General features: G+C 42.8%; 26 protein-coding genes. 12 read left to right on the top strand and 14 right to left on the bottom strand.

The features are described from left to right. Positions 1 to 261: 261 nt before the first annotated feature. Positions 262 to 1626 (bottom strand): NAD-dependent succinate-semialdehyde dehydrogenase, encoded by a 1365-nt coding sequence (locus F0145_RS14295; protein ID WP_150089095.1) that lies wholly within the window; start codon positions 1624 to 1626, stop codon positions 262 to 264. Between the two features lie 175 nt (positions 1627 to 1801). Between F0145_RS14295 and F0145_RS14290 the strand changes: the two genes are divergently transcribed. The 4 genes from F0145_RS14290 (at position 1802) to F0145_RS14275 (ending at position 5099) form a co-directional block, all read left to right on the top strand. Then, a complete protein-coding gene (locus F0145_RS14290) occupies positions 1802 to 2350 on the top strand; it encodes an RNA polymerase sigma factor (RefSeq protein WP_223816063.1) in 549 nt (182 codons plus the stop codon). Positions 2351 to 2352: 2 nt separating this feature from the next. Further along, the gene (locus F0145_RS14285) at positions 2353 to 3216 is read left to right on the top strand and encodes an anti-sigma factor (protein ID WP_150089094.1); all 864 of its coding nucleotides are present in this window, start codon (positions 2353 to 2355) and stop codon (positions 3214 to 3216) included. Between the two features lie 240 nt (positions 3217 to 3456). Next, positions 3457 to 4335, top strand: a complete 879-nt coding sequence (locus tag F0145_RS14280; protein WP_150089093.1) for a hypothetical protein — start codon at positions 3457 to 3459, stop codon at positions 4333 to 4335. 71 nt (positions 4336 to 4406) lie between these two features. Continuing rightward, on the top strand, positions 4407 to 5099 hold the full coding sequence (locus F0145_RS14275) for a DUF2461 domain-containing protein (protein ID WP_150089092.1): 693 nt from the start codon (positions 4407 to 4409) through the stop codon (positions 5097 to 5099). A gap of 207 nt (positions 5100 to 5306) precedes the next feature. Here the strand turns inward: F0145_RS14275 and F0145_RS14270 are convergent, their stop codons facing one another. From F0145_RS14270 to F0145_RS14260, 3 genes are read right to left on the bottom strand one after another with little or no spacing between them, the layout of a single operon-like run. Then, on the bottom strand, positions 5307 to 6647 hold the full coding sequence (locus F0145_RS14270; RefSeq protein ID WP_150089091.1) for a hypothetical protein: 1341 nt from the start codon (positions 6645 to 6647) through the stop codon (positions 5307 to 5309). Positions 6648 to 6654: 7 nt separating this feature from the next. Next, positions 6655 to 8127, bottom strand: a complete 1473-nt coding sequence (locus tag F0145_RS14265; protein WP_150089090.1) for a cellulose synthase family protein — start codon at positions 8125 to 8127, stop codon at positions 6655 to 6657. Positions 8128 to 8140: 13 nt separating this feature from the next. Further along, positions 8141 to 8833 (bottom strand): glycosyltransferase family 2 protein, encoded by a 693-nt coding sequence (locus F0145_RS14260; protein ID WP_150089089.1) that lies wholly within the window; start codon positions 8831 to 8833, stop codon positions 8141 to 8143. A gap of 265 nt (positions 8834 to 9098) precedes the next feature. Between F0145_RS14260 and F0145_RS14255 the strand changes: the two genes are divergently transcribed. Further along, positions 9099 to 9551, top strand: a complete 453-nt coding sequence (locus F0145_RS14255; RefSeq protein ID WP_150089088.1) for a peroxiredoxin — start codon at positions 9099 to 9101, stop codon at positions 9549 to 9551. A 39-nt stretch (positions 9552 to 9590) separates the two neighbouring features. Here F0145_RS14255 and F0145_RS14250 read toward each other — a convergent pair whose 3' ends face one another. Next, a complete protein-coding gene (locus F0145_RS14250; protein WP_150089087.1) occupies positions 9591 to 10256 on the bottom strand; it encodes a DUF6624 domain-containing protein in 666 nt (221 codons plus the stop codon). A gap of 125 nt (positions 10257 to 10381) precedes the next feature. Here F0145_RS14250 and F0145_RS14245 point away from each other — a divergent pair, with 125 nt between their 5' ends. Beyond that, positions 10382 to 11398 (top strand): alpha/beta fold hydrolase, encoded by a 1017-nt coding sequence (locus F0145_RS14245; RefSeq protein ID WP_150089086.1) that lies wholly within the window; start codon positions 10382 to 10384, stop codon positions 11396 to 11398. 53 nt (positions 11399 to 11451) lie between these two features. Here the strand turns inward: F0145_RS14245 and F0145_RS14240 are convergent, their stop codons facing one another. From F0145_RS14240 to F0145_RS14225, 4 genes are all read right to left on the bottom strand, one after another. Beyond that, entirely contained in the window at positions 11452 to 12807 is a 1356-nt protein-coding gene (locus tag F0145_RS14240; protein WP_150089085.1) for a 4Fe-4S binding protein, read from the bottom strand. A 7-nt stretch (positions 12808 to 12814) separates the two neighbouring features. Continuing rightward, on the bottom strand, positions 12815 to 13045 hold the full coding sequence (locus F0145_RS14235) for a hypothetical protein (RefSeq protein WP_150089084.1): 231 nt from the start codon (positions 13043 to 13045) through the stop codon (positions 12815 to 12817). Positions 13046 to 13085: 40 nt separating this feature from the next. Beyond that, on the bottom strand, positions 13086 to 14378 hold the full coding sequence (locus F0145_RS14230) for an NAD(P)/FAD-dependent oxidoreductase (protein ID WP_150089083.1): 1293 nt from the start codon (positions 14376 to 14378) through the stop codon (positions 13086 to 13088). Between the two features lie 166 nt (positions 14379 to 14544). Beyond that, a complete protein-coding gene (locus F0145_RS14225; RefSeq protein ID WP_150089082.1) occupies positions 14545 to 14934 on the bottom strand; it encodes a hypothetical protein in 390 nt (129 codons plus the stop codon). Positions 14935 to 15842: 908 nt separating this feature from the next. Here F0145_RS14225 and F0145_RS14220 point away from each other — a divergent pair. Genes F0145_RS14220 through F0145_RS14210 form a run of 3 tightly spaced genes read left to right on the top strand, consistent with a single transcriptional unit; the run spans position 15843 to position 20043 of the window. After that, the gene (locus F0145_RS14220) at positions 15843 to 17891 is read left to right on the top strand and encodes a M3 family metallopeptidase (RefSeq protein WP_150089081.1); all 2049 of its coding nucleotides are present in this window, start codon (positions 15843 to 15845) and stop codon (positions 17889 to 17891) included. Between the two features lie 40 nt (positions 17892 to 17931). Further along, positions 17932 to 18873, top strand: a complete 942-nt coding sequence (locus F0145_RS14215) for a D-2-hydroxyacid dehydrogenase (RefSeq protein ID WP_150089080.1) — start codon at positions 17932 to 17934, stop codon at positions 18871 to 18873. Positions 18874 to 18900: 27 nt separating this feature from the next. After that, on the top strand, positions 18901 to 20043 hold the full coding sequence (locus F0145_RS14210; RefSeq protein ID WP_150089079.1) for a glycerate kinase family protein: 1143 nt from the start codon (positions 18901 to 18903) through the stop codon (positions 20041 to 20043). A 359-nt stretch (positions 20044 to 20402) separates the two neighbouring features. Here F0145_RS14210 and F0145_RS14205 read toward each other — a convergent pair whose 3' ends face one another. From F0145_RS14205 to F0145_RS14185, 5 genes are all read right to left on the bottom strand, one after another. After that, on the bottom strand, positions 20403 to 21521 hold the full coding sequence (locus F0145_RS14205; protein ID WP_150089078.1) for a sensor histidine kinase: 1119 nt from the start codon (positions 21519 to 21521) through the stop codon (positions 20403 to 20405). A 194-nt stretch (positions 21522 to 21715) separates the two neighbouring features. Next, the gene (locus F0145_RS14200) at positions 21716 to 21976 is read right to left on the bottom strand and encodes a hypothetical protein (RefSeq protein ID WP_150089077.1); all 261 of its coding nucleotides are present in this window, start codon (positions 21974 to 21976) and stop codon (positions 21716 to 21718) included. A 201-nt stretch (positions 21977 to 22177) separates the two neighbouring features. Then, positions 22178 to 22405 (bottom strand): hypothetical protein, encoded by a 228-nt coding sequence (locus tag F0145_RS14195; RefSeq protein WP_150089076.1) that lies wholly within the window; start codon positions 22403 to 22405, stop codon positions 22178 to 22180. 123 nt (positions 22406 to 22528) lie between these two features. Beyond that, positions 22529 to 22720: a cold-shock protein gene (locus F0145_RS14190; RefSeq protein ID WP_150089075.1), complete on the bottom strand. Its 192-nt coding sequence runs from the start codon at positions 22718 to 22720 to the stop codon at positions 22529 to 22531. Positions 22721 to 22947: 227 nt separating this feature from the next. Beyond that, the gene (locus F0145_RS14185) at positions 22948 to 24486 is read right to left on the bottom strand and encodes a B12-binding domain-containing radical SAM protein (protein ID WP_150089074.1); all 1539 of its coding nucleotides are present in this window, start codon (positions 24484 to 24486) and stop codon (positions 22948 to 22950) included. Positions 24487 to 24727: 241 nt separating this feature from the next. Here F0145_RS14185 and F0145_RS14180 point away from each other — a divergent pair, with 241 nt between their 5' ends. The 3 genes from F0145_RS14180 to F0145_RS14175 all read left to right on the top strand — a co-directional run bounded on the left by F0145_RS14180 (position 24728) and on the right by F0145_RS14175 (position 26302). Beyond that, on the top strand, positions 24728 to 25195 hold the full coding sequence (locus F0145_RS14180; RefSeq protein ID WP_150089073.1) for an anaphase-promoting complex subunit 10 family protein: 468 nt from the start codon (positions 24728 to 24730) through the stop codon (positions 25193 to 25195). A 205-nt stretch (positions 25196 to 25400) separates the two neighbouring features. Beyond that, a complete protein-coding gene (locus tag F0145_RS26225; RefSeq protein WP_190277553.1) occupies positions 25401 to 25556 on the top strand; it encodes a hypothetical protein in 156 nt (51 codons plus the stop codon). Positions 25557 to 25876: 320 nt separating this feature from the next. Further along, positions 25877 to 26302 carry a response regulator gene (locus tag F0145_RS14175; protein ID WP_150089072.1) on the top strand — a complete coding sequence of 142 codons (426 nt, stop codon included), beginning with the start codon at positions 25877 to 25879 and terminating at the stop codon, positions 26300 to 26302. Positions 26303 to 26564 lie beyond the last annotated feature (262 nt).

Genomic DNA, 26564 nt, shown 5'->3' with positions numbered 1-26564 from the left:
ACTTCAAAGACTAATAAATTATACAAGCAAATAATGGTTAACCTTAATTAATTATACCATTAAAAAACCAAACCTGCACTTAAGGGTACATTATTAGTCATCCTGAGCTTGTCGAAGGATCTATAACAGTATTATAAAGTTAAATTTAGATCCTTCGACAAGCTCAGGATGACGCCTGTAGATGGCGCATTACCTACTTGATAAAAGTATTAATTAAGTATTATCTTTAATATTAATGATATTTTGGTTTCTTGGTCTGATTTAACCAACCCAGATGGTTTTTTGGTTTACAAATTCGCGGATGCCGACAAAGGAAAGTTCACGGCCGTAACCTGATTTTTTAATGCCCCCGAACGGAATGCCCGGCGAAGATTGCATCATGGCATTAATAAATACATTACCCGATTCAATTTGCCGGGCTAATTTTTCGCCTTTGGTTACATCCTGGGTAAAAATGGTAGCGCCTAACCCGTAGCGGTGGTCGTTGGCAATCCGGATGGCTTCCTGTGCGTCTGGTACCACAAATACCAAGGCTACCGGGCCAAACAATTCGTCTTCGTATGCGGGCATACCGGGTTTAATATTTGTTAAAATCATGGGGTAGAAATAGGCGGTGTCGGGGTTTTGGTGGCCACCATCTAAAAATATTGTAGCGCCGTTCGCCACCGATACATCTACTTGTTTCTGCAATTCGCGGGCTAAATCGTGCCGGGCCATCGGGCCAAAATCACAGTCATCATCCAGCGGGTTACCGGTTTTTTTAGCCTGCATCAAAGTTTTCATTTTTTGCAGAAAAGCATCGGCTATAGGGGCTTCTACCATAAAGCGTTTGGCGGCAATGCAACTTTGGCCGGTGTTAATCATACGGGAGTTCACGGCGGTTTCGGCTGCTTTTTCCAGGTCGGCATCGGCCAGAATAATAAAAGGATCGCTGCCGCCCAGTTCCAGAACCGTTTTCTTTATTTCGCGGCCGGCCAGTTGGGCTACGCTGGAGCCGGCGCCTTCGCTGCCGGTTAAGGTAACGGCTTTTACCCGGTCGTCTTTAATAATTTGTTCTATTTTATTTGTAGGTACCAGCAAGGTGGTAAATGCACCTTCGGGAAAACCTGCTCTTAAAAAAACTTCTTCGATGGCCAGCGCGCACTGGGGTACGTTGGAGGCGTGTTTTAAAATACCAACGTTACCCGCCATAAGAGCCGGTGCCGCAAACCGGAATACCTGCCAGTACGGAAAATTCCAGGGCATAATGGCCAGCACCGCGCCCAGGGGCTCGTACGATACAAAACACTTAGAAGCTTCGGCTTCCATTATTTCGTCCTGCAGGAAGCCTTCGGCGTGATGGGCGTAGTACCGGCAAACGGCAGCGCATTTATTTACTTCGCCAATGGCCTGCTTAATGGGTTTGCCCATCTCCAGCGTCATGAGCTCAGCGTAGTGGCGGCTATCCTGTTCCAGTAAATCGGCGCATTTAAGCATTAATTGGGAGCGCTCGGCAAAAGAAGTTTGCCGCCAGTTTTTAAAAGTTGAATCGGCTTTGGCCAGGGCATTTTCCAGTTGGGCATCGGTCAGGTAATCGTAAGTTTTCAGAACAGTATTATCTGCCGGATTTATTGATCTAATTTTCATAAGGTGCTCTAATTTTAATCAGCCTAAAGCATATATAACCATTTATAAAAATCTATAGTTATATGCTTAAGAATAGTAAACAAACTATGCGCTTTTTGGTTATTGGGATTATGTTACTCATCTGTTACGTTCAGGTTACCAAATAATCTTTATATTCGCACATAAAATAAAGCTTTTGTCTCCCCAAGAAAATATATCTGTTTCTGAAGAAGAACTGGTTCAACGGTTGCAACTCCACGAAGAGGCCGCCATGACTATCTTGTACGATAAATACTCGGCGGCGCTGTACGGCATTATTCTCCGGATTGTAAAATCGGAAGTGGTGGCCGAAGATGTTATGCAGGAAACTTTTGTGAAAATATGGTCTTCTATTGGGCAGTATAACAAAGAAAAGGGGCGTCTTTTTACCTGGATAATAAATATTGCGCGTCATGCGGCCATTGATAAAATCCGGTCGAAAGAATTCCGCGTAGGTTCTAAAGAAAGGTCGATAGATGTTAGTCCGGTAAACCAGCTACATTCGGGTTATGAGGTGCGGCCCGATGATATAGGCATTAAAGATTTGGTTGGCAAGCTAAACCCGGACCAAAGAAAAATTATTGATATGATGTATTTTGACGGATATACCCAAAGCGAAGTGGCCGAGGAGCTGGCTATTCCGTTGGGAACCGTTAAAACCAGGACACGGGCTGCCATGAAATTCCTGATTAAATTATTAAGTTAAAATTGAATATAGAAGAATACATATCGTCTGGAGTGCTGGAGTTGTATGCTGCCGGAGTGCTTACGGCGGCCGAAAGGGCCGAAGTAGAGCAGGTGGCGGCGCAATACCCGGCAGTTAAGCAGGAGTTAGCCTTAATTACCCGCACCCTGGACCGATATGCCGAAATGCACGCGGTAACGCCACCGCCGGCTTTAAAAAATAAAGTACTGCAAGCCGTTTTTCAACCCGAAGCTAAGCAGGCAGTAAATAATAATTACCAGGCCGAAACAATTACCGGACCGGAACCGGACGCCAAAATAATTCCATTTGGCCGGTCGGCTAATCAGGCCGCCGCCAGTATGGCGTTTAAGTGGGTAGTTGCGGCGGCGCTTGTTTTATTAGTATTGAGCAATGCCCTGAGCATTTACTTTTACCAGAACTGGAAAAAAGCAGATGAAAGCTTGCAGATTGCTTTAAATACTCAACAGCAATATGCCCAGAATATTCAGCAGGTTCAGCAAAAACTAGCGCAAAACCAAAAGGTACTAACTTTAATGAGCGATGCCAATACGTTGCGCGTTGAATTAAAGGGCGTAGAAAAATCGCCGGATGCGCGGGTAACGGTTTACTGGCACCGGCTCACCAAAGATGTTTACTTAAACGTAGATAATTTGCCTACCCCACCTGCCAATAAGCAATACCAGTTGTGGGCTTTGGTAGATGGCAAACCTTTAGATGCGGGTTTGGTAAGCGGCCCCAATATTGCTACAGACCTGCACCACATGAAAGATGTGCAACAGGCCCAGGCATTTGCCATTACCCTGGAACCTAAAGGCGGCAGTATTAATCCTACGCTGGCAGAAATGTACGTAATGGGCAAAATATAGCGTTTACGATTAATTTATCTGATATTATCCCGAAGGGCTTTAGATGAAAATCTATAGCCCTTTTTTACCTTTGTATAGATAACATCTCAATTTATCGGGATTAAATATTGCCGAAAAAGGTAACTTAGTTCCCCGCCTAAGTTTAGGAGGGGTAGGGGTGGTTGTTTTTCTTAGATTAATTTCCGGCAAGTTCTGTCGCCGTTTAAAATTATTTATATAATATCCTGTTGGTATAGCATAATGAAGCAGCAAGTTGGTTCTTTTATTTCCTGGTCAAGCTTATATTGGTTTTGTGTTACTTGCTTGGGCATAAGCAGTTGTGTGGGCCGGCTGGAACCAAATAATCTTTCGGAGGCGCAGCAAGCTTACTTTAACCCGGATTGGGCGCAAAATAAATTCTGGGACGATGGCTTGGCCGAAGTGGCAATTTACCAGGCCGAAAGGGTAGTGTACAAGCAGCCCCGCGCTTTTGAATATACTTTAATTACGGTTAAAGAAGATTTTAACCAGGCCCACAACGTAAAAACCGACGATTATAACCGCTCCGATTTATTTCCGGTCTTGAAGGTCAATCAGTTTTGCCGCATACCCACCGAAAATTATCCTTACCATTACCTTACTTCGTTGTTTTTTCGGCGCGAGAACCCGGTAACCGTACACAAAATTACCAGTTCGTCGCAGGAGTGGTGCGGCAATACGTTTAAAGCCATTACTAATACCGGCAATAATTTTAGTTATAATTTTAACTCTTACTGGGACGAACAAGGCACCGGACAAGCAGAATTACCCCAGGATATTTTATTTGAAGATCAACTGCCGTACACCTTGCGCAGCCTGCGGTTTAAAGAAGGCTTAACCGGTATGGTCAGTATCGCCGAGCTATTACAAACCAATAAAGCAAATAAGCCCACCGTTTACCAGGCTTCTTTTTTTATTATTTCGGATAATACCGGGGCTAACGATAATTTGTGGCGGGTTAAGGTTAAGCTTGCCCCTGATAAAGAAAATATATACTGGTTCCGGAAAGAATACCCGAATATTTTAGTGAAGCAGCAAACCTGGGACGGCCGCACCCTGCAATTAAAGGAAGTGAAGCGTTATGCTTACTGGCAAAAATAAATAAAAGTGCTTTGGTGAATATTTAAGTGCTTGCGGCCGGAGTAATGAAAAATTAAAGACTAAAATAGTACATGAAAAATAATATAGATAAGGCCACGCTCCATTTTATTTCGGATTTACAGCAAAATAATACCCGCGAGTGGTTCGCCGAAAATAAAAACCGGTACGAAGCCAGCCGGACAGATTTTTTTCAGTTTTTAGAAGGAATGCTGGCTGGCGCGGCGGCTTTTGAACCTTTGGCTATGGGGCAGCAAGCCAAAGACTTGGTTTTCCGAATTTACCGCGATGTGCGTTTTTCTAAAAATAAAAATCCTTACAAAGATCATTACGGCGCTTACCTGGCCGAAGGCGGCCGTAAATCTATTTTGCCGGGTTATTACCTGCATCTGAGCCCACATAATAATTCGTTTATTGCCTGTGGCTTGTGGATGCCGCCCGCCGAATTTTTGAAAGCCGTACGGCAGGAAATAGATTATAATTTAGCCGAGTTTCAGGAATTATTGGCAGCTCCGGCGTTTAAAAAATATTTTAAAGGAGTAGAAGGCGAAACGTTAAAAACCAACCCCAAAGGTTACGAGAAAGATAACCCGGCTTTGCCGTACCTGCGGCATAAAAGCTGGATGGTTTCCCATGCGCTTCCCGATGCGCTTTTAACCTCAAATAATGCTTTAGAAGTAGTACTGCAAGCCATGCAACAGGCCAAGCCTTTTAAAGAATTTTTGATGCGCCCTTTACTCGAAATCTCCGCGCCGGAAAATAGCTGATAAGGTAATAATTAATTATTGCCCGCACTTATAAGCGATTTTACGCAATATTTGCTCGTATTTTGTTTATAAGGCTATGGTGTGCACATTTGTCATTCAGGAGGAAACTATTTGGTTATCTGCTAAATAGGTTCTTCCTGAATAACAAGTGTGGATTGCTTGAACCTCATCTATTAAATTTTGAGCAACAGGCAAAAATAATTAGCCTTACTCTTGGGTTGTGTTTGATAGCAAGTGCCTGGTACGAAATTCATAGATAATATAACCATAAACAACCACGTATTCCAGCGCGGTAAACCAGAGGTTTTCGGAATAAGCGTTGGTGCGGTAGGTAGCATAAGATAAAAAGCTTACCGCCGACCAAACAATTGGGTAGCGCCAGTTGCTGCAAGTTGCCAAAGCTACCAGGGTAGTAATATACCACGGATGCACCACAGTAGCCAAGGCCAAATATAAGGTAAACGCAAATATTAGTAGATTCCACCAAACGCGGGGCGATTGCTTTACTGGTATATTTTTCTTCAAAGCCAGGTACAATATTCCGGCAAAAGTGAGCAGCGAAAGAAAAGGGCCAATCCGCGCAATATCGTTGTACCCAAATAAGCGAAACCCTACCCACCTTAGCAGATAATACCAACTGGCATTAAATTCAAATTTCTGAAAATACAGGTTTACACTGTTAAAAATATTCTGAATTAACGCCGGGGAAACAAACGGCAGAAATAAAGCTGCCACTACCAGCATTACCAAAACACCATAAACCAGAAAATTTTTGAAGCCCAGCCGTTGCCACACTAAGGGCAAAAACAACAAGGGCCATAATTTTACCCCAACCGCTAACCCAAACAATATAGCCGATAAAATATTGCGCTTAAGCAAAAGCAGGTAAAAACTAGCCAACAGGGCAACTATTAACCAGGCCTCCGGGTGCAGGTTACCGGTAAGTTCTAAAATAATTAGCGGGTTGAGCGCGTACCACCCAATTTGCCGTTGCGGCAGACGTAAAAAACGCAATATCCGGGATAAGCAAAAAAAAGAACCTAGTTCGGCGAGCAAAATAAATAAACGCAAAACCAAACAGTTTAACCAGAAGCTGGTACCACCTATATAATTAGCTAATCCGTAAAATGCCTGGCAAACCGGCGGGTACACCGAGTAATATTGCGGCGAATTGAGGCGCTGGAAAAAACTGTGGGTAAGTTCCGGAATTAAGATAATATTTTCGGGTTGGCGGTAATAGCTGGGGAGGTGCAGGTATGGGTTTTCGCCGTGGGTAAGCAACGTGCCGTCCCAAATAAACCGGAAATAATCATCGGAAAGGCGGGGATAAGCGAATAAAAAAATTAGCCGGAAACCAATAGCAATGAGCAAACCAGCTTTTACCGGTAATTGACTACGTAATAAAAAGTAATAACCCGCAAAGGCTATTACCAATAAACTTAATAGTTGCCAAAAAGCGGTGCGTGGGGTAAAATAAGCCAGGCCAATATAAGCCAGCGCCGAAAAGAATACCACCAATCCCACAAACCATTTGCTTTTTGGCTGCATCCGGATTTTACTGGCTATGTTTAAGGGAATAATAAAAAACTGACCCGAAACCCAGACTAAGCATAACGTGGAACGGTAAAGTGCCGTAGCTCTGCAACCGGAAATCGAGGTAAACTCCAAATAAAAAATACAAACACAGCAAACCTTCCAGAAAAGCTAAAACCGAAATATTCTTTACCGCGTAGCGGCTGTTCTGCCAGCGGTCCTGCACCGACCTGATATTAAATTTGGGTGTACGGATAAACGGGGTTTTTTTTCCGAGAAAGCCTTCTATTACGGCAATGCTGTTGTGTAGCGATAAACCCATTGAAAAAACCAGAAAAAAGAATAATTTAGATATAAAAGATAAAATGCTTTTAGGCCGGTAAGCGTTAAGTTGCTGGTAAGATAGCCAGTAAAATAAAATTAAGGCCACCAAGCTAATCAGGTAAAGCCCGCGAATGGAAAACAACGGATTATAGACTGAAATATCCCGGATAAAAAATATTACCGGCACACTTAAAATGGCGGCAATTAACAAGGCCACAAAAACACTGCTGTTGAGCAAATGAAACAAGGCATTTACTTTAGTGCCCCAAGTAAGGTTCGAAAATAAAACCTCTTTCAGGTGTTTGCGGGCCGTTTCGGCGGCGCCTTTGGTCCAGCGGAATTGCTGCGATTTAATGGCGTTCATGGCGGCGGGCAGTTCGGCCGGAGCTTCTACGTTTTCGAGGTAACGCAGCCGCCAGTTCTTAAGTTGGGCGCGATAACTCAGGTCCAAATCTTCGGTTAAGGTATCGGGTTGCCAGCCACCAGCATCCAGAATACAGCTTTTACGCCAAATTCCGGCCGTGCCGTTAAAATTAATAAAATGCCCGCCCACCGACCTACCCGTTTGCTCCACGGTAAAATGCGCATTTAAGCCAAAAGCCTGCAATTGGGTTAATATGGAGTAATCCTGGTTCAGGTGTCCCCAACGGGTTTGCACCACGCCAATATGTGGTGCATCAAAAGCCGGAATCGTTTGCTGCAGGAAATCGGGCTTGGGTAAAAAATCGGCATCGAATACGGCAATAAACTCGCCGGTGGCTGAAGCTAACCCGTATTGTAAAGCGCCGGCTTTGTAGCCGGTCCGGTTAGGGCGGCGCACGTGGGTAATATTGCGGCCGGCTGCCTGGTAGGCAGCTACTTTTGCTGCTACCAGCGCCGTTGTGTTATCCGTAGAATCATCCAGCACCTGCACTTGTAATTTTTCCGGCGGGTAGTCCAGCGCCATTATACAGTCCAGCAATCGTTCGGTAACATAAATTTCGTTGTACAAAGGCAATTGTACCGTAACCAAGGGCCAATTGGTGGGTAAAGCAGGAGCAGGGGTAACTGCTTTGTTTTTTTTTGACCGGAAATAAAGCCACGCCAGTTGCAGTTGCACCAGACTATATAAAAATATAAAAGTCAGGCACAGGCTGTAAACCACAAAAACAAATATTTCCAGGCTCTTCATGGCAGGCTATAAACTACAAATATCTGAAAATAGTCAGGATAATTTTATAGCCCGCCATAACCGTGCCTTTTACCGTACCCGAAATCTTAGAAAATCCAATTCGTTTGCGGTAAGTTACGGGCACTTCGGTAAACCGGAGTTTTTGCTTGGCCGCCTTTACCTGCATTTCTACTGTCCAGCCGTAGTTCTGGTCTTGCATGCCTAACTGTACTAAGTTGTCGGTCCGGATGGCGCGGAATGGTCCTAAATCGGTAAACTGCGCGTTGTACAGAAATTTTAATAAAGATGTGGCGAGCCAATTGCCGAATAGCTGCTGCGGTGTCATGGCGCCTTTTTGGCGGTTACCCAGGGCGCGGGAGCCAATTACCATATCGGCTTTATCTTCCAGAATTGGTTGCAGCACTTTGGGCATTTCTTCGGGATAGTCGGAGTAATCGCCGTCTATAAAAACAATAATTTCGGGCCGCAGATGGGCCGGTTTATTTAGGGCATAAGCAATTCCGGTGAGGCAAGCCTGCCCGTAGCCCTGCCGGGGTTCTTTTAAAACGGTAGCGCCAGTTGCTTGCGCTGTCGCAAAAGTGTTGTCTTCCGAATTATTATCTACCACAATAATATCATTAATTAAACCTACTGGTATATCCCGGATAACTTTCGCAATGGATTTTTCTTCGTTGTAAGCAGGTATTATAACATTAATCAGGGGCATGTAATATTTTTTGGTTCGGCAAAGATGCGCAATTTAATTAAGCTTAACAGGTGCTTCGCCTCCGTTAATTTATTCATTAATATATAGATAAATTTATTTAATCTAACTGACCAGTAAATCTATATAAGCATTAATCTTTACCGAAATGTTTACCTTTGGTTCTTTAGAAATATTGCTTGGGGTAAACGGCTACAATTACAATTCGAAAGCGGAAGTAAAACAAGGAGGTCCCAAAATAGTTAAAGAGATAAAATAATTAATTTATATGTTAAAAGTTGGCGATAGCGCTCCTGATTTTAGTTTACAAACGGCCACCGGCGAAATATTCCGGTTAAGTGAAGTGCTCCGGGAAAGTAATGTGGTTTTATATTTTTACCCCAAAGACGATACCCGGGGCTGTACAGCCCAGGCTTGTTCGTTCCGCGACCAATACGAAATTTTCCGGGAAAGTAATGCCGAAGTGGTGGGTGTAAGTTCAGACGATGCCGAATCGCATCAACAGTTTTCGGCAAAACACCGGCTGCCTTTTACCTTGCTCAGCGACGCCAAAGGCGAAGTCCGGAAGCTTTACCGCGTGCCGCGCACTTTTGGCATTGTGCCGGGCCGTGTAACTTATTTAATTGATAAAGCCGGAATAGTACGGTACGCTTTTAACTCGCAGCTAAAGCCGCTGGAACACGTTAGCGGTACTCTGGAAATTTTAAAGACTTTGGCCTAAGTTGCCAATATTGCCGCTTATAAATATGCAGCAGTAAGTTTATTCTGCCAGTAAACCCGGAATTATTTCGGAAGGATTGTAAATGGAGTTAAGCCGCTTGGCATTTTCTTCAACCGTTGTATCAAAGCCGGCTTCTTGCCGGCGTTTGTTTACATTGGGGTAATCGGCGATAGGCCAAATTAAAAACCGGCCTTGCGTTAACTGATTACTAAAGGCTTGGGTACCATATATTTGTTTCTTGCGCTGGTTCATCAAAATACGGTCTTCCATCATGGCAGCGTGCGTTTTTCTGGCTTCGCCCAGTTGGGCCCAGCGTTGCAACTCCGGTAAATATTTCTCCATCAGGTAGGTATCGGCATGCTGCACCACAAAAAATATAGCATCGGCCGCTTTCTCACCTACTTTGCTTTGGGGCAACCAGCCATAACGGTTTAGAATAGCTTTAACTTTTACCTGGTTTGCTGAGTCGACCTGCCGCATTTCCCGGAAAAGCTGCATTCTTTCTGATGGTGGCGTTGTGCTCAGTTTCTTTCTCACACCCTGATCTTCCTGTAGAATTATTTCCAGGGCAGTTTTTAAAGAATCAGTAGGAACCGCAACCGCCTGCTTTGGCGGTACCTTATTTTGTTTTACCTGCGCCTGTGCAAGTATGGGTAAACTGAAAAACAGAAAATATAATACGCTTAATGCCAGGTTTGCTTTCATCTGAAAAGATTAGAGTTGGTTAAGATAAATATTTATCAGGAACCTAGCTACTTGTAATAAAATTTAATTAACCCGCTCCGCGAACAGCGTATACAAGAAGAATTATTGTATAAACTACCAAGGTTATGGGTTTAACTAAATATTCCTTTTTGCTTCTTTTAATATTTTCCACTTTATCGGAATATGTAAATGCCCAACATAAGCCGGCTACAGAAAAGCCGGTATACGATGCAGTTCTGAGCCAATACAACTATCCTTACCCGGTTAAATATTTAAATCTGAAGGTAGAAGATAAGGAAGTTCGGATGGCTTACATGGATGTGCCGCCGGCAAATAAAATGGTAAATGCGCCGGTGGTGATGTTGTTGCACGGGAAGAATTTTTTTGGTGCTTATTGGGTACAAACCATTCGATTTCTAACGCAAAATAACTTTCGGGTAATTGTGCCCGACCAGGTAGGGTTTGGCAAATCGAGCAAGACACCCCTGCATTACAGTTTTCATCAGTTAGCTTATAACACAAAAAAGCTGCTCGATACGTTGGATATTAAGAAAGCTGCAGTTGTGGGGCATTCGATGGGAGGGATGCTGGCTACCCGCTTCGCGCTGCTATACCCCGAAACAACGGCTAAACTGGTGCTTGAAAACCCCATCGGCCTGGAAGATTACCGGCGGCTAGTACCTTACCGAACCTTTTCCCAAACTTACCAGCAAGAGTTAAAAACCACCGAAGAATCTACCCGCAAATACCACCAGACTTATTACGTTTCCTGGCAACCTGCTTTTGACGAATGGGTACAAGTGCCGGGTGCCCAAACCAGGAGTGCCGATTATCCTACGCTTGCGCTGGTTTCGGCCCAGACTTACGAGATGATTTACCAGCAGCCGGTAGTATATGAATTTCCGGATGTAAAAGCACCGACTTTGGTGATTATTGGTCAGGAAGACCGGACGGTGGTAGGAAAAGCATTAATTAAAGATAAAGACGTGCTGGCGAAAGCGGGCCATTATCCAACTTTAGGCAAGAAAACAGCCGCTGCTATCAAAAATGCAAAACTGATAGAAATGCCCAAAGTGGGCCACATTCCGCATCTGGAAGCAACAGAAGCTTTTCACAAAGCTTTGCTCCCTTTTCTGAAGTAAAGAAAAAGTTTATAAGTACTGCTCCGGTGTTATCTTTAAATTATTCTAAAATACTAACTTAAAATGCGGAGGTTCTCTGGTGAGATGAGCGTTGTTGGTTGGTAGCGGCCTTCCCGTGGGCCATTTTCCAGGTTAAGTACACCCCGGGGACAAACCGTAGCGCACATACCGCAACCCACACACGACGACCGGATAATAGGCTGGCCTTGTTGCGCGTACCAACGCACATCTATGCCCATTTCGCAATAAGTAGAACAATTACCGCAAGAAATACACTGTCCGCCGTTGGTAGTAATCCGGAAACGGGAAAAATGCTTTTGTAAAAGACCTAAATAAGCAGCCATGGGGCAACCAAACCGGCACCATACCCGGCTGCCCATAATCGGGTAAAAACCTACGCCAATAACCCCCGAAAAAATAGACCCAACAAAAAAGCCATACGTTTGGGCAAAGCCATCAGACAAAGAACCCAGTAAGCCGCCGCTCATGAAAGAATTTATCCAAAGTAATAAAGTGGTAATTACAATAAAGCCCAGAACGGGGTAAATAATGGCTACTTCCCACTGCCAGGCCGCCCGCGATTTATCGGAAAGTTGCCGGTAAGGATCGCCGGCGGTTTCGGCTAAGCCGCCGCACCCGCAAACCCAACTGCAATACCAGCGTTTCCCGAAAAAATAAGTTAATATGGGCACGCCTACCAGCGAAATAACCGCCGACCAAAAAACCATGAATACACCCAACGCACCCGGCTCGTTTACCAAATAACCGACCGTACCCGGAAATAAATAATCGTATTTCAAGGGCCAGAAATAACTAAAATAAAATTCCGGTTCGTTCAGTTTTTGCAGGGTATAAGGAATAAGATAAGCTAAGCCCAGTTGGAAAAACATAACCGAAAGTGTCCGGATTATTTGGTAAGGGCTGTGGCGGTATTTTAGAAGCGCGCGCAACCCCATAATTAATATGGCAATTGTGTAAAAAGTGCCGTACAGCAGCCAATGGTCGGCTGGCTTATTCCGCAGCCACTGGCTAAATGAATCGAGCGCGCGAATTTGGGGCTCTATTAGAAACGGAAACCAATATAATATAATATAGAAACCAGTGAGGCCTACGGCGGTTACCCAGGCAATATTGCCGCGGGAGGTAGAGCCCCTTAGCCAAACGCCATTGTTTCTGACCCCAGGATGACTCTTCTGGTACGTTTGAATTAAATATAATACTAAACCCAGCAAGGAAAGTCCGATACCGCTCCAGAATAAGCCCTGGCCCAAAACAGAACTTACGGGTAAGGAAGGCAGGAATAACAGCAGCAAACCCAACGTAAAAATGGTTAAGCCTACCTTTTGCAAAGTATCTGTTTGATCGTGGTAGTTATAGCCAATGGCCAGGCTTTGATCGGAGGTTGGCATATATGGTTTAATGATGGTGGTGATGGTGATGCCCTTCGCCGGGTTTGCTATTAATGTTGGCGATGCTGCCCAGAATAAATAATACGGCCCAGCAAACGTATAAAGCCCAAAAAGTTTGAACTTCTTTCTGCTGCAGCCATAAAATCAGGTGCGCCGCTAGCGTCATAATTAACCCTACCACGGCAATATACTGGTAGGAGTTCATTTCTTTAAAACTATATATTTTAGACCATTTCATTTTTACAACTTTTAGTAAAAGCCATTTTGCGCTTTTTCTTTTACGAGAGTACGGCCGAAAGCTGCCGACTAAATGTGCGGATTATTTCTTTTTCGTGGCGGCGGTAAAACTCCGGGTCGAAGTTGGCTTCGCGCAAGTGTTTTAACACGTAGGAGATAGGCTTTTCTTCTTTAAGCCATTTTTCGCACACTTCGTGCCTGTAACGAATACCCAATAAGTTAAAACCAAGTACTTTACCGGAAGGCTGGTGATAATTAATCCGGACTAATTTTTTTTCTTTCGGATGTTGCCACAGCAACGAATCTGTTTCGGGCGCGGGCACGGCCGGTACCTGGCCGTAGGTTTGGTATTCAATATCAAAAAACTTGGCCGAGTTAAACCAAATGCCCCGGTTATAAACCGTACGGCGGTTGCAGATAGAATGGGCTACGGTTTCGCCTTGCATGCGGCCGGTATACCACAATTGTTCTACCACAGGCTTGTTTTCTGGTTCCGGCAGAATTTCGGCGCAATCGCCGGCGGCGTAAACATCAGGCAGGTTGGTTTCCAAATATTGATTCACCAATACGCCCCGGTTTATTTTTAAATCGCTGTTTTCTAAAAAGCTGACATTGGGTTTAACCCCAACGGCTACACCCACCAAATTAGCGGCAATTTCTTCGCCTTTGTTGGTTATAATGCTTTTAACCCGGCCTTCTGCATCTCCGGTAATTTCGCTTACAGTTGTATTTAACCTTAAATCTATGCCGTGTGCCCGAATGTGCTCCTGAATTAACGTACCTTCCGCCTCCGGCAATATATTTCCCCAGTAATATGGTTCGCGCACCAGAAAAGTTACGGGTATGCAGCGGGTATAAAACATTTCTGCCAATTCTATGCCAATCAGGCCACCGCCCACAATTACCGCCCGGGGTATATTAGCAGAATATTGTTCTAGTTGCGCTAAATCGTGCAGACTGTAAAATCCTTGTACACCAGCCAGGTTTTCGCCGGGTATACCCAACGTGCGGGGCAAGGAGCCGGTAGCCAGTAACAGTTTATCATAGTCTATTCTGGTGTGGTTTTCCAGTATAACCTGCTTGGCATTAAAATCAACAGATTGAACCGCCGCGTGAAGTAAATTAATATTTCTTTCGGGCCAGAACCAATCTTCGTAAGGCTTTATATGCCGGTACTGCATGTGGCCCATGTACAAGTACATAAGCGCGGTACGCGAAAAAAAATGTTCCGACTCCGCTGATATAATAGTTATGTGGGCCGTAGGGTCGAGTTTGCGGATAGTAGTGGCTGCGGTAACCCCCGTAACGCCATTGCCAATAATAATTACCCGCATACTTTTATAATTTTATTCGCTGTAAAGGTACCTAAAAACCCAAACAACCTAATAATGGTTTTGTTTATCGGGCCAGACTTAATAAAAATAATAACGGTATGTTCCGGATAAAATGAAAAAAGCAGCCTGGATACAAGCTGCTTTTTTTTACTAGTTTTTTATAACGCTACTTCTGCGTGGTATTAGCCGTTTTGTCTTTTTCTTTTAAAGCCAAATCCGACTCCGGGTCGTGTTTGTAAGCAGCGTAAGCAGCTAGTTGAATGGGGTTTAACATGGCCTTAAATTTTTTATCGAAGCTGGCTTCCAGTTCCATTAGCTTCCTGGTTTTTAAATCGGGGTTGTTGTTATAGAACTCCGAAATTTCATCGCCTTTTACAATTCTTTCGCGGTTTAAAGATTTTAAGCGGATGTACTCCGATTCGTTTAATCCCAGTTCTGCTGCCATAACCCGGGTAATTAAAGCAATTCGTTTTTCAGCCGATTCGGAGATTTGCTGGGCATTAGCTTGGTAAGCGAAGAAAGATAAAAACAGTAAGGAAAGTAAAGTCTTTTTCATAAATGAATATTTATTTAATGTTATCAGGTGCGGTTTAGGATAAATTAACGGTAAAAAATTAATCAGGTTTTGCTTTTACAGGTTAATAAAGTTTATTAAAGCTAATATTAATTAATATGTAATAATATTTAAATATATAAATTATATAATGATTTTAAACTATTTAACCAGTTACTTCTTTAAAGTTAATTAGAATTATTTTTAACTACTGGTTTATGCCGTTTAATAAATTATAATTTCTATGCAATTTTAAATAGTTAAATTTGAATATCCAAATATTTTCCGCAGAAATAATGATAATATATATATGATGTTTTATATGTACGTAAAAGGTGTAAAAATCAAGGTTTTATCTTTTAAAAAATCAACCTTATCTTAATATTTTTAAATTAAATAGGTTAAGCCCGAACTACCTTAACTATTGTTTTATAATTAGACTAGTGCATTTGTTTATAAAACAGGTAACCTGCATTATCTAAATATCTACTCAAAATTAGGGCCAGAATAAATGGAGTTGGTATGCTACTTTCTTTATATAAGTAAGTTTTCCAGAATATGGAAAAATTTAAAAATAACCCTGTCAATATTTTACCGGGCAAAATGGTAAAATTCTGCCTTTCTTTCCAAATATTGGAAATATTTATTCCCCAAATATTAACAGCTAACACCCAAAGGCTACCGCCATTAATCGGTTTGCTTGAGGTTTAGTAGCAGATTGCTTGTAGTTGGTTTGTTCCGGCTCAAATCAGAAGCGCAGAATCCTTATAAATAAGGTATTTGTCTAATAATTTTTTGTCCTGCAACCTTGATTTAGGAGTTTTGTCGCTATTTTTAGAAAATATTTATACCTGTGTGGCCTGCTGCTTGCGTAGAAATAAAATTATTAACTAGAAAGCTTTAAAACTTAGATGAATATATTACTCGAAGAGTTTGGTACTCCTTTTAATACCGTTCCCTTTCATCAAATTAAAAACGAAGATTTTTTGCCGGCATTAAAAGAGGCTATACAGGTAGGAAAACAGGAAATTAACGCTATTATTAACAACCCGGCAGCGCCTGATTTTAACAATACCATCGAAAAACTAGAGCGTAGCGGCGAATTGGTAGACCGCATTTCCCGCATATTCTTTAATCTGAATGCCGCCGAAACCAGTCCGGAAATTCAGCAATTAGCCAAAGAAATATCGCCGTTGCTTACCGCCTACGCCAACGACATAACCTTAGACCAGCAGTTATTTAGTCGGGTAAGGGTAGTTTACGAGCAGCGCGCAACCCTGGATTTGAACACCGAACAGAAAACTTTATTAGATAAATTATACAAAAGTTTTATCCGGAACGGCGCCAACCTGGATGAAGACGAAAAAAAGCAATTACGCCAGATAGATCAGCAATTAGGGCAATTATCGTTGGAATTTGGCGAGCATGTACTAAGCGAAACAAATAATTATTTTCTGCCGGTTACGAATATTGCCGATTTAGCCGGCTTACCCGAAAGTGTGGTGGAGGCGGCTGCCCAGGCGGCACAGGAAAAAGGATTAGCCGGACAATGGGTTTTTACGTTGCAAGCGCCCAGCTATTTGCCGTTTATGACGTATGCGCAAAACCGGGAGCTGCGCGAAAAATTATACCAGGCTTATGCTACCCGCGCCTGCAAAGCCAACGAAAACGATAACCGCCAGATAATATTAGAACTGGTTAAACTGCGGCATGCTCGCGCCAAGCTACTGGGCTTTATCTCGCACGCCGATTACGTGTTGCAGGAACGCATGGCGCAATCGCCGGGTAAAGTAATGGATTTTCTGGATAATCTGTTAAAATACGCAAAGCCGGCGGCCCGTCAGGAACTGGAAGCCATTAGCGCTTATGCGGCCCTAAACCACGGCCCGGAAACTTTGCAGCGTTGGGATATTACTTATTATTCCGAAAAAGTAAAGAAAGAAAAATTTACCATCGACGACGAAGTACTGAAGCCTTACTTTAAGCTGGAGAACGTAATTCAAGGAATATTTAAGGTAGCACACCGATTGTACGGCCTGAGTTTTAAAGAAAATACTGCCGTAGATACTTACCACCCCGATGTTAAAGTTTACGAGGTTACCGAAGAATCGGGCGAGCACCTGGGTATATTTTACGCTGATTTTTTTCCGCGGCCAGGTAAACGCAACGGCGCCTGGATGACTTCGTTCCGCGGACAGCAAAAGCAAAATGGCCAGGACCAGCGGCCGCACATTGCCATTGTTTGCAACTTTACCCAACCCACGCCAACCAAACCATCGCTGCTTACTTTTAATGAAGTTAAAACCTTATTCCACGAATTCGGGCACGCCTTGCATGGTTTGCTGGCTAACGGCACCTACGGCAGCTTAACCGGTACCAACGTTTTCTGGGATTTTGTAGAACTGCCTTCGCAGGTAATGGAAAACTGGACCTACGAGAAAGAGTGCCTGGATTTATTCTCGCGGCATTACGAAACCGGCGAACTGATTCCGGCAGAATTGGTACAAAAAATAAAAGACAGCTCCAATTTTATGGCGGGTTATGCAACGGTGCGGCAAATAGGGTTAGCCCGGCTAGATATGGCCTGGCACACTGCTGCTCCCGAAAGCATTTCGGATGTTATTAATTTTGAAAACCAGGTGCTGCAGGAAACCGAAATATTACCTTTGGTGCCCGGTACCAATATTAGTTGTTCGTTTTCGCATATATTTCAGGGCGGTTATTCGTCGGGTTATTATAGTTATAAGTGGGCCGAAGTGCTGGATGCCGATGCTTTTGAGTTCTTCCAGGAAAACGGCGTATTTAACCGCGAAACTTCTACCTTGTTCCGAAAACATATTTTATCGGCGGGCGGCAGCGAACCGCCAATGGAATTATACAAAAGATTTCGGGGCAAAGAGCCATCGCCGGAAGCTTTGCTGCGGCGCACCGGTTTGCTGTCGGTCCAATCGGTGGCTTAATGTATAAGTCGCAAAAAAATAAGATAATACCCGCAATACTATGAAAATTGTTTTCCTGGACCTGAAAACCATGGGGGAGGTGCCCAATTTGCACTTACTCGAACAACATGGCAACGTTACTTACTACGAAACAACCACGCCGGCCGAAGTACCCGCGCGGATAAAAGAGGCTGATATTATTATTGTAAATAAAGTAAACCTGGATAAACCGGCGCTGGAAGCGGCCACCAACTTAAAGTTAATTTGTGTAGCTGCTACCGGTACCAATAATATAGATAAAGTAGCTGCCGCTGAACGCGGCATTGTGGTAAAAAACGTGGTAGATTATTCGTCGGCGAGCGTAGCCCAATTAACCTTTGCCATGCTCCTGCATTTATTGCACAAGCTACCTTATTTCGATAATTATGTTAAACAGGGTGAATATGCCCAAAGCGAGATTTTTACGCACTTAAATCATCCGTTCCGGGAAATTAAAAACAAAAGGTTTGGCATTATTGGTTTAGGCAATATTGGGCGGCAGGTTGCCCGTATTGCCGAAGCTTTTGGCGCCGAAGTAGTTTATTATTCAGCTTCGGGCGGCAACACTAATCAGCCCTACCAGCGCCTGGAACTGGAAGAATTTTTACGCACTTCGGATATTATTTCCATTCACGAGCCTTTAAACGAATATACCCAAAATTTGCTCCACTACAACCGACTGCAACTCCTGAAGCCATCGGCCATTTTAATAAATGTGGGTAGGGGCGGCATTGTAAACGAGGCTGATTTGGTTCGGGCTTTAAACGAAAACTTGCTTTTAGCGGCTGGTCTGGATGTTTTTGAACAGGAACCAATCGAAGCAAATAACCCATTCTTAAATATTCAGCATAAAGAAAAGTTGGTACTTACCCCGCATATTGCCTGGGCCAGCGTAGAAGCCCGTACTTTGCTGGTTGAAAAATTAGCACAAAATATTCAGACCTTTTTACAGGAAGGAAAGTAGCCCGATAATGATATCATAACCAAACTGATGCACCTTATCATTGCACCTAATACTTTTAAACATAGTTTATCGGCTTTTGCGGTGGCCGAAGCCATTAAAACCGGATTGCAACAGAGCAAATTAGCGGCTACGTACACCTTGTTTCCGATTGCTGATGGCGGCGAAGGCATAACCGATATTCTGGTGCAGCAACTAAACGGGCGATTGGTACCCGCCACCGTACAAGATGCATTAGGCCGAAATATTAACACCAGCTTTGGGTTGATTAAAGATGACCAAGTAGCAGTTGTGGAACTAGCCCGGGCTTCGGGTTTACGGTGGCTGCAAAAACACGAACTAAACCCATTGCAGGCGTCTACGTTTGGCACCGGCCAATTAATAAAACAAGCGTTGGATTTAGGCTGCCGGCAAATAATTATGGGTTTGGGTAATAGCGCTACCGTAGATGGGGGTGTAGGCCTATTGCAAGCCTTAGGCGTAAAATTCTTAGATAATCAGGGGCAATCTATTGGATTAGGCGCGCAAGGTTTACTAAACCTGCAATCCATCGATCTAACAGCCTTAGACGAAAGGCTGCTAACCTGTAATATAACTGTAGCCTGCGATGTAGAAAACCCTTTGTTGGGGCCAAAAGGGGCGGCACAGGTTTTTGGGCCGCAGAAAGGTGCCAATCCCGAAACCGTTTTGCTACTGGAACAAGGTTTAAATCGGCTAAACCAAGTATTAAAAGCTGCTTTAAACAAAGATATGGCTGATTGGGTACATGGCGGGGCAGCCGGTGGTACTGCCGCTACTTTAGCCGCCGTGTTGAACGCTGACTTAGTACCAGGCGTAAATTATTTACTTGATTTAACCGGCTTTAACGAAGCCCTCGCTAACGCTGATTTATTAATAACGGCCGAAGGTGGTTTAGATGAGCAAACCCTCGCGGGCAAAGGCCCTTATGGCGTAGCCCGACACGCGCAAGAAAAAAATATTCCGGTAATAGCTTTAGCCGGCCAGATTCCCGCCAATCTAAATTTAGCTTTATTTGAATATTTTAACGCGGTTTTCCCGATAGGCACCGGCCCCGTTTCGCTGGAAGATGCCCTTGCCCACACCACCGAAAATCTAACTCGCACGGCTTGGCAAATTGGCAACTTATTGCAATTAAACTTAAGAACATGTTAGAAAAAACATGAGTACCGCAGAAAATATTAAATGAGTTTACCAGTTATTACCAATAGTTAAACCATAAGGCAAATATTACTTCTATCGTAATAGAAATTTATAAGTATAAATTTTATTTTTTCGCAAGCTTATTATTCTGTTATAATTTTAGTTTCTAACAGAACAGTTATTGCAGTCTGTGAGTGAATTTGTTACCCTTCAGCATTGGTTATTAGCGGAAGAGTATTAAATAAAGGCTTAATAAAAGTTCTGCTCAATTTACTAGAAACAATGCCTGGTATACCGCTTTTTGACTATCTTGGGCTTAATACTGAATTTGCCCTAACTGAAACATAATTTATTTCAAAAATAGTTGGGAGCTAACCAAGCGTTCCTGCTTTTAGGTAAACGATAAACTCCGAACCTTCGCCTGGTTTGCTTTGCACCTTAATCTTGCCCTCGGCATTATCCAGAATCCTTTTAACCAGGTAGAGCCCTATTCCAGTGCCTTCCCCCTCTTTTTTCAGCCGGGCATATTGCGCAAAGATAAGCTCTTGTTGCTCGGGCGTAATGCCTAGGCCATTATCTTTCACCGAGAGTTGCACTATCTCACTTTCCTTAATGGTCTTTATCCAAACCTCCGGATTCCTGCCCGGCGATGTATACTTTAAAGCATTGCTCAACAAGTTATAAATAATACTGCGCAGATTTTTGCGGGGAAACTTTATCTCTGGCGCCTGAATATCAATACAAATTTGCGCTTGGCTTTCTTTGATTTTGTCTTTAAGCGTCCATTGCACTTCCTGGAGAATTGTTTCAAAACGGATGTTTTCTACGGTTTCCTGGTAGTTGCCTTCTATTTTGGCAATGTCGGAAAGGTCATCAATCATATTGCGCATGCTTTTAACCGATTGACTTAGCAAGCCCATCACTATTTTTTGTTCCTCTATATCTCCGCCTTCCCGAGCCACTATCTCGTCTGAAGTTTCTATTAAAAGCGCCACCAGCCCCTCAATATTAGCCAGGGGTGCTTTTAAATCGTGGGAAACGGCATAAATAAAGGTTTCGTGGGAGGCATTGAGCTTCTCCAGTTCCCGCAGGGTTTTGATTCGCTCAGTAATATCCACGAAAGTAATAATTACCCCATTGGCTTTATTTTGCTTTTTAATCAAATAAGGAATAATGTTCATTTGGAACCAGCGCAGGTCAGTCGTTTGAATTTCCTTCTCTAGAATTTCCCCGGTGTTAATTACTGCCTGAATATTCTCGGTAATGGTGGAATAGCGGATATGGTCCACCATCTCAGCCATGGGACGGCCAATATGCTCCGGCAAAAGGCTGAATTGCTTCATAGCCGGTGGGGTAAACTTGCGCAAGTTTAAATCAGCATCAACGAAGAGTTGCGGAATGATGGTGTTGGAGAAATAATTTTCCAGCTCCTCATTCAGCTCGATGAGTTCTTTAATTTGTACTTTACTCTCTTTTTCGGCAGGCTTCATGGGCAATAATTAAAAAATTAATAGCTATTTATTAAGGATATCTATAGCTCCGGTACATGCCGGATTAGAAATTATCATTAACTTTAATTATTTAGCGTCTACCATTAATTCGGATATATGTAAAAGAGAGGCTTGTGCCTCTCCATTACAATTAGATAGAGGCTAGCATAATTTTCAAGAAAAGAAGCACCTATTCAATAAGCAATAGCTTTTAAGTAGTTTAAGCCTTTTTGAGTAGTTATATATTTTTCCTGGCGGGCGCTTCGTTTTTCTTGTAAGTTAGTTTTAAGAAATCGTTGCGCTAGTAACTGCCCAATAAACCTGGTATAATGGACCGAGGTCCCAGCTGCCGAGATATGTTCCAGAATGGCTGGCCGGCATTGTGCCTGTAAACAGAATTCTAACATTTCTTTCTTCACATCCTCTAAGGATACAACTTCTTTTACTTTTACCATATTATTTTAAGTAACAGGTTTCTTTAAGACTTAAATTATAAATACAGAGAGTAACGGTTGAAAGACCTTAGCGATAAAAAAGCCACTTATTCAGCGCCTCCTTAATAGACTAGTAAGAAAACCGGTGACCATTCCGATAGGACGTCTAGTGTTAGCCCGAACCGGGACTCTTTCTTTGATTAACGGGCTTTCTGTTGGGGGTTAGTACTGGAACAGGAAATTAGTGCCATTGCGTATCCACTTTTCAAAAAAAGAATTATCATTAAATTCGCCGGCAAGCAGTTGGAAGTCTGCTTTGTCCTTATCCGGTCGTGAGCTCATAAAGCTTTTTAAAGATTTCTGGTTATTCTCTACCCAATCCTGTCCTTTTTTTAATCCTACACATAGGTACTCATGGGTGGTCGTATCAACTAAGTATTTTCGGTTCATCTGATTAATTAAAAATGATTAAATGAAATATTAAATCTGACATGCCGGATAGTTTTAGCCCGTCTAGACAATAAAAAAAGCCTTACCGGAGTAAGGCTTTTATAAAATAAGTATAGCTTAAAACTAAGCGAGTTTCACGTTAACTGCGTTTAGCCCTTTTCTTCCTTCTTGCAGGTCAAAAGTTACCTGGTCATTTTCTCTGATTTCATCTATCAGGCCAGATACATGGACAAAGTGGTCCTGATCTGAATTTGCTTCTTTAATAAACCCAAAACCTTTCAGTTCATTAAAAAATTTTACTGTTCCGTTATTCATATGGTGTTCTTTATTATATACCTACTACATAGTAACCGGTATAAGCGTTCCATTTTTTTACAATAAAAGCTAAAAAGGTTACAATTATAATTTCCCAGATTAAAAAGCCGGGTTTATTAATGGACTGACTATAATCGAAAACACCTTAGAAACGAACTTTCCATTCCTACTACCCACTTCTGCTATGTTACCCCTTTATAGACCCGTTAACCAGTTAAGGAAACAAGTTAAACCAAAGAAGGAGAAGTTTTAAGCAGGTAAGCATTCGGATTATGTTCCAAAGCCCCAGCGGGAAGCCACTGCCACCAGATACCTAAGTCTTTTTGAATGATGCTTTTATAAAAAGCGGGCAATTGCTGCGATTCTCCTTCGAAGTATTGCCGGAAAGTTTTATCCGCTGCCAGGTTTTTACGCACCTGCTTGTAAAAACGCAAGCGCCCATACCCTTCCGAGGAAACCACCCGCATCAGGTTCATCCACTTGGAGGCAGTGGTGGAATTAGCTTTAAAACGCTGGTAAATGGCTTTCTTAGAGAAGGTGTAAGCAGTTAAATCAATTACTTTATCATAAAATTCAATCCACTCGTAGTTTTTGGGTTTTAGGTTCATGGCCAAGTGGTTGTTAAGAAAGTGAAAAGGAAAAGGCAGCACGCGATTGGTCCGCTGGTATTCCAGGTTCAGCGGAGCGGCTTCCCCAAAAGCACTTAACAGCGAATAGCCGGGGAAAGCCGCTGGCGATAAATCGACAAAACGCTTGGTTAGTTCAAAGGGCTCGTCTCCTGCATCACTATCCAGCCCCAGGACAAAGTTAGTCTGTACATAAGGCACATAGCGGAACATCATATTAACATGTTCCGAAATACGCTTTACCTTTTCTTCGCCAACAATACGGGAGGTTCGGGATTTATTACCCAACTCCTGCCAGGATTCGATGCCCGGCAGCAAGGCATCAAAGCCGTTCTGTTGCATCACCTTCAGGTGCTCTTCGGTGAGAATGGAAAGGCTGCTTTCCGCAAAAAAGCGAAAGCTTTTTAGCGGGGCCGCAGATGCAATCGCGTCCATATTAGCTTCAAAGCGTACACCAAAGTTAGGGTCATGCCAGCCAATAGTGGGCTTCTTAAATTTAGTCAACAAAAACCGTAAGTCCTCTTTTATTATCTCAAAATTCAGGGGCTGGTAATCTACCGTAGCATCAATGCAGAAGGAACAGGTATAAGGACAACCGACACTTCCCAGCATGGGCACCATCTGAAGAAAGGGCGCTTTCTTTAAAGTAGGCTGGATAAACTTCCACCGTTCTTTTACGCCCGGTAAGGTGACTGGCTGCCTCCCTGCGGAAAGGTGTTTGCCTTCTGGCCGCTGCGGACCACAATTCTGCAGAACTTCCGTGATGGTAGCTTTATGGGTGAAGCCCAGCACATAGTCAAAGTATTTAACCGCATCATCCGGATAACAACGGGCATGTGGCCCGCCCAAAACTGTAACGGTACCTTGACTGCGAAAATAGTTGCTCAGGGCATAAGCTAGTAAAGCCGCTTGGGTGAAGGAACAAATAAATACCAGGTCAACTCCCTGGGGTAGCTCCTTTTGCAGGTCTTCCTGACCGGTATAACAAATCAAGGTTACTTCATGGCCTTCCTGCTCACACCAGGTAGCTACTACCTGCGGCATAATGCTGGCCAGGTTCGCATGCATTACTCTGGCCCATAAAGTACTAGTAGGGCCTTTACTTACCAAATCAATAATACCAATCTTTAATTTTGCCATTATTAACTTTTTAGGTGATTCGGGTTCTAGAAATTATCCCTTAAACTTAAGTAAAAAGCTCCATCTAAAACAAAAGGGTAAAGTAAGTTTTTTAGTAGGCTACTTAGTAAAATAAATATTCCTACAAAACGTAACAACAGCAGAAAAGGATAGGTTAAACATGTAGCTGTTCATGCCGCACCAAGGTAAGGAATTAAATAATATGTAATTAAAATATAAAGTGAACTGGAGCGATAAGTTTATGGAAAAACAACTAATACATCAGCAGCTTCTGAATGTATCTCCGGAAAGCTGGTTAGACCTGGCACAACTGGCTCAGGTGGAACTTACGTCGGAAGATGAAGCCCATCCCATTGAATTAGCGTTTACCCCTATTGAAGGAGAAGGCTGGCGGGCATCCCGACCTGGGGAGCAGCGTATCCGATTTCTGTTTGATGAACCACAAAATGTTAAGCAAATTCAGCTTTTCTTTCGGGAAGAAGAGCAAGCCCGTACACAGGAGTTTTTGTTGCGCTGGTTACCTGCCGGGGCTAAGTCTTACCAGGAGATTGTCCGGCAGCAATATAACTTTAGTCCCCCGCATACCATAGCAGAAGTTGAAACCTATAACGTTGACCTTAAGGCTATGAGAGTCTTAGAACTTCAGATTATTCCGGACCTGAATAAAACAAATGCTTCTGCCTCGCTGGCACTGCTCCGATTAAGTTAAATATGGAAGCTAATCCTAATTTTTTTTACGGTTAAGCTTTGTTATAGATAATATTTAGGAGAAATACTATCTGCTTATTTATTATTTTGCATCAAATCTGTTCTAAAGATTGTACCTGAAATTTAGACTACAATATTGACTAGGGTACAACCATCCTTTGGAAAGAGCCAGTTTCTTAAAAGACCTCCGGCGGATTTTTGCGGCTATGACTAAAACCAATAAAATAAAAAGTACAAAATACCCTAACCAGGACTATTCTATTCACGATCCAAATAAATCTGAAATTTCCAGGCAGCAACAGGCTAAACGCTTTGAAAAGCTTAAAACGCTTTTTACTGCCTTGCAGTCGGGCAATAAATAGCAGCCTCCAATAGCACTGATTTAAATTATAGAATTTGCATTTATAAATTCTATCCTTGCTGGGAAGGAATTAGCACGATTATGAACCTGCAAGTGGATTACAGCGTTCCTGGTGCAACCCGCCTGATAAAACCTTTCAATTTCTCCAGCATCATTCTGAATTTCTTTAGGTAAGGTAGACCTTTTAGGTAGTAAAATAAATAATTTGGAAAATATAAGCCTGAATGCTTCCTATGGGTGCACTGATGTTAAATAAAGGTGTGTTTTCGGATTTGGTACTATTAAAGTAACAAGGGAATAGACCCGTCGTAAACTACCTCTATTATCCTACATTTAAACCAGGATAGAGTAAGTGAACGACAATGGAATTGCGGAAAAAGAATATTACTGGTAGATGATAATAATACAAGCCTCTATTTAGCCCAAAGAATACTTAAAAAGTTGGAGTTAGCAGCAGAGATTCTAATCGCCAGGGATGGACAAGAGGCCCTAAATATTATTAAAGCGGTAGGTCAGAGCGGACAGGAGTTGGGACTGATTTTACTTGATATTAATATGCCAGTTATGGATGGTTTTGAACTTTTAGAAGAACTACAGAATTCGGCTGATTTAAGGAGTGTTCCCTGCCATATTGTTTTATTGAGTAGCTCTAGGCATCAGCTTGACTTAGCCCGAGCCAGCAAATATCCGATAGTTGATTTTATCCAAAAACCGCTTTCACCAGAGAAGCTAGCCAGATTTTTGTAGTTGGTGATAATTTTTGCTCTCATCGTTCGTCGCTTTCAAGGCCGTAATAGAAGTTCGTAAAACAACCATATTGATTTTTAAGAGGGCTCTTAATGCGAAAGCTTACTGCTGTAAAGCTTGACTTCTCTTAATCAGCGTTTGTATGTTTTCTTGAAGTTGAGCTAATTTGGGGTGGTGTATTATTGCTGGAAGTTAAATGTCTTGTAAGGAGGAAAAGCTGTAAAGGTAATACGGAAGAATAGCTAATCTGATTACCTTCCTC

The sequence above is a fragment of the Adhaeribacter rhizoryzae genome, assembly GCF_008629685.1.
Classification (GTDB): domain Bacteria; phylum Bacteroidota; class Bacteroidia; order Cytophagales; family Hymenobacteraceae; genus Adhaeribacter; species Adhaeribacter rhizoryzae.
This window is presented reverse-complemented; position numbering and strand designations above follow the sequence as displayed.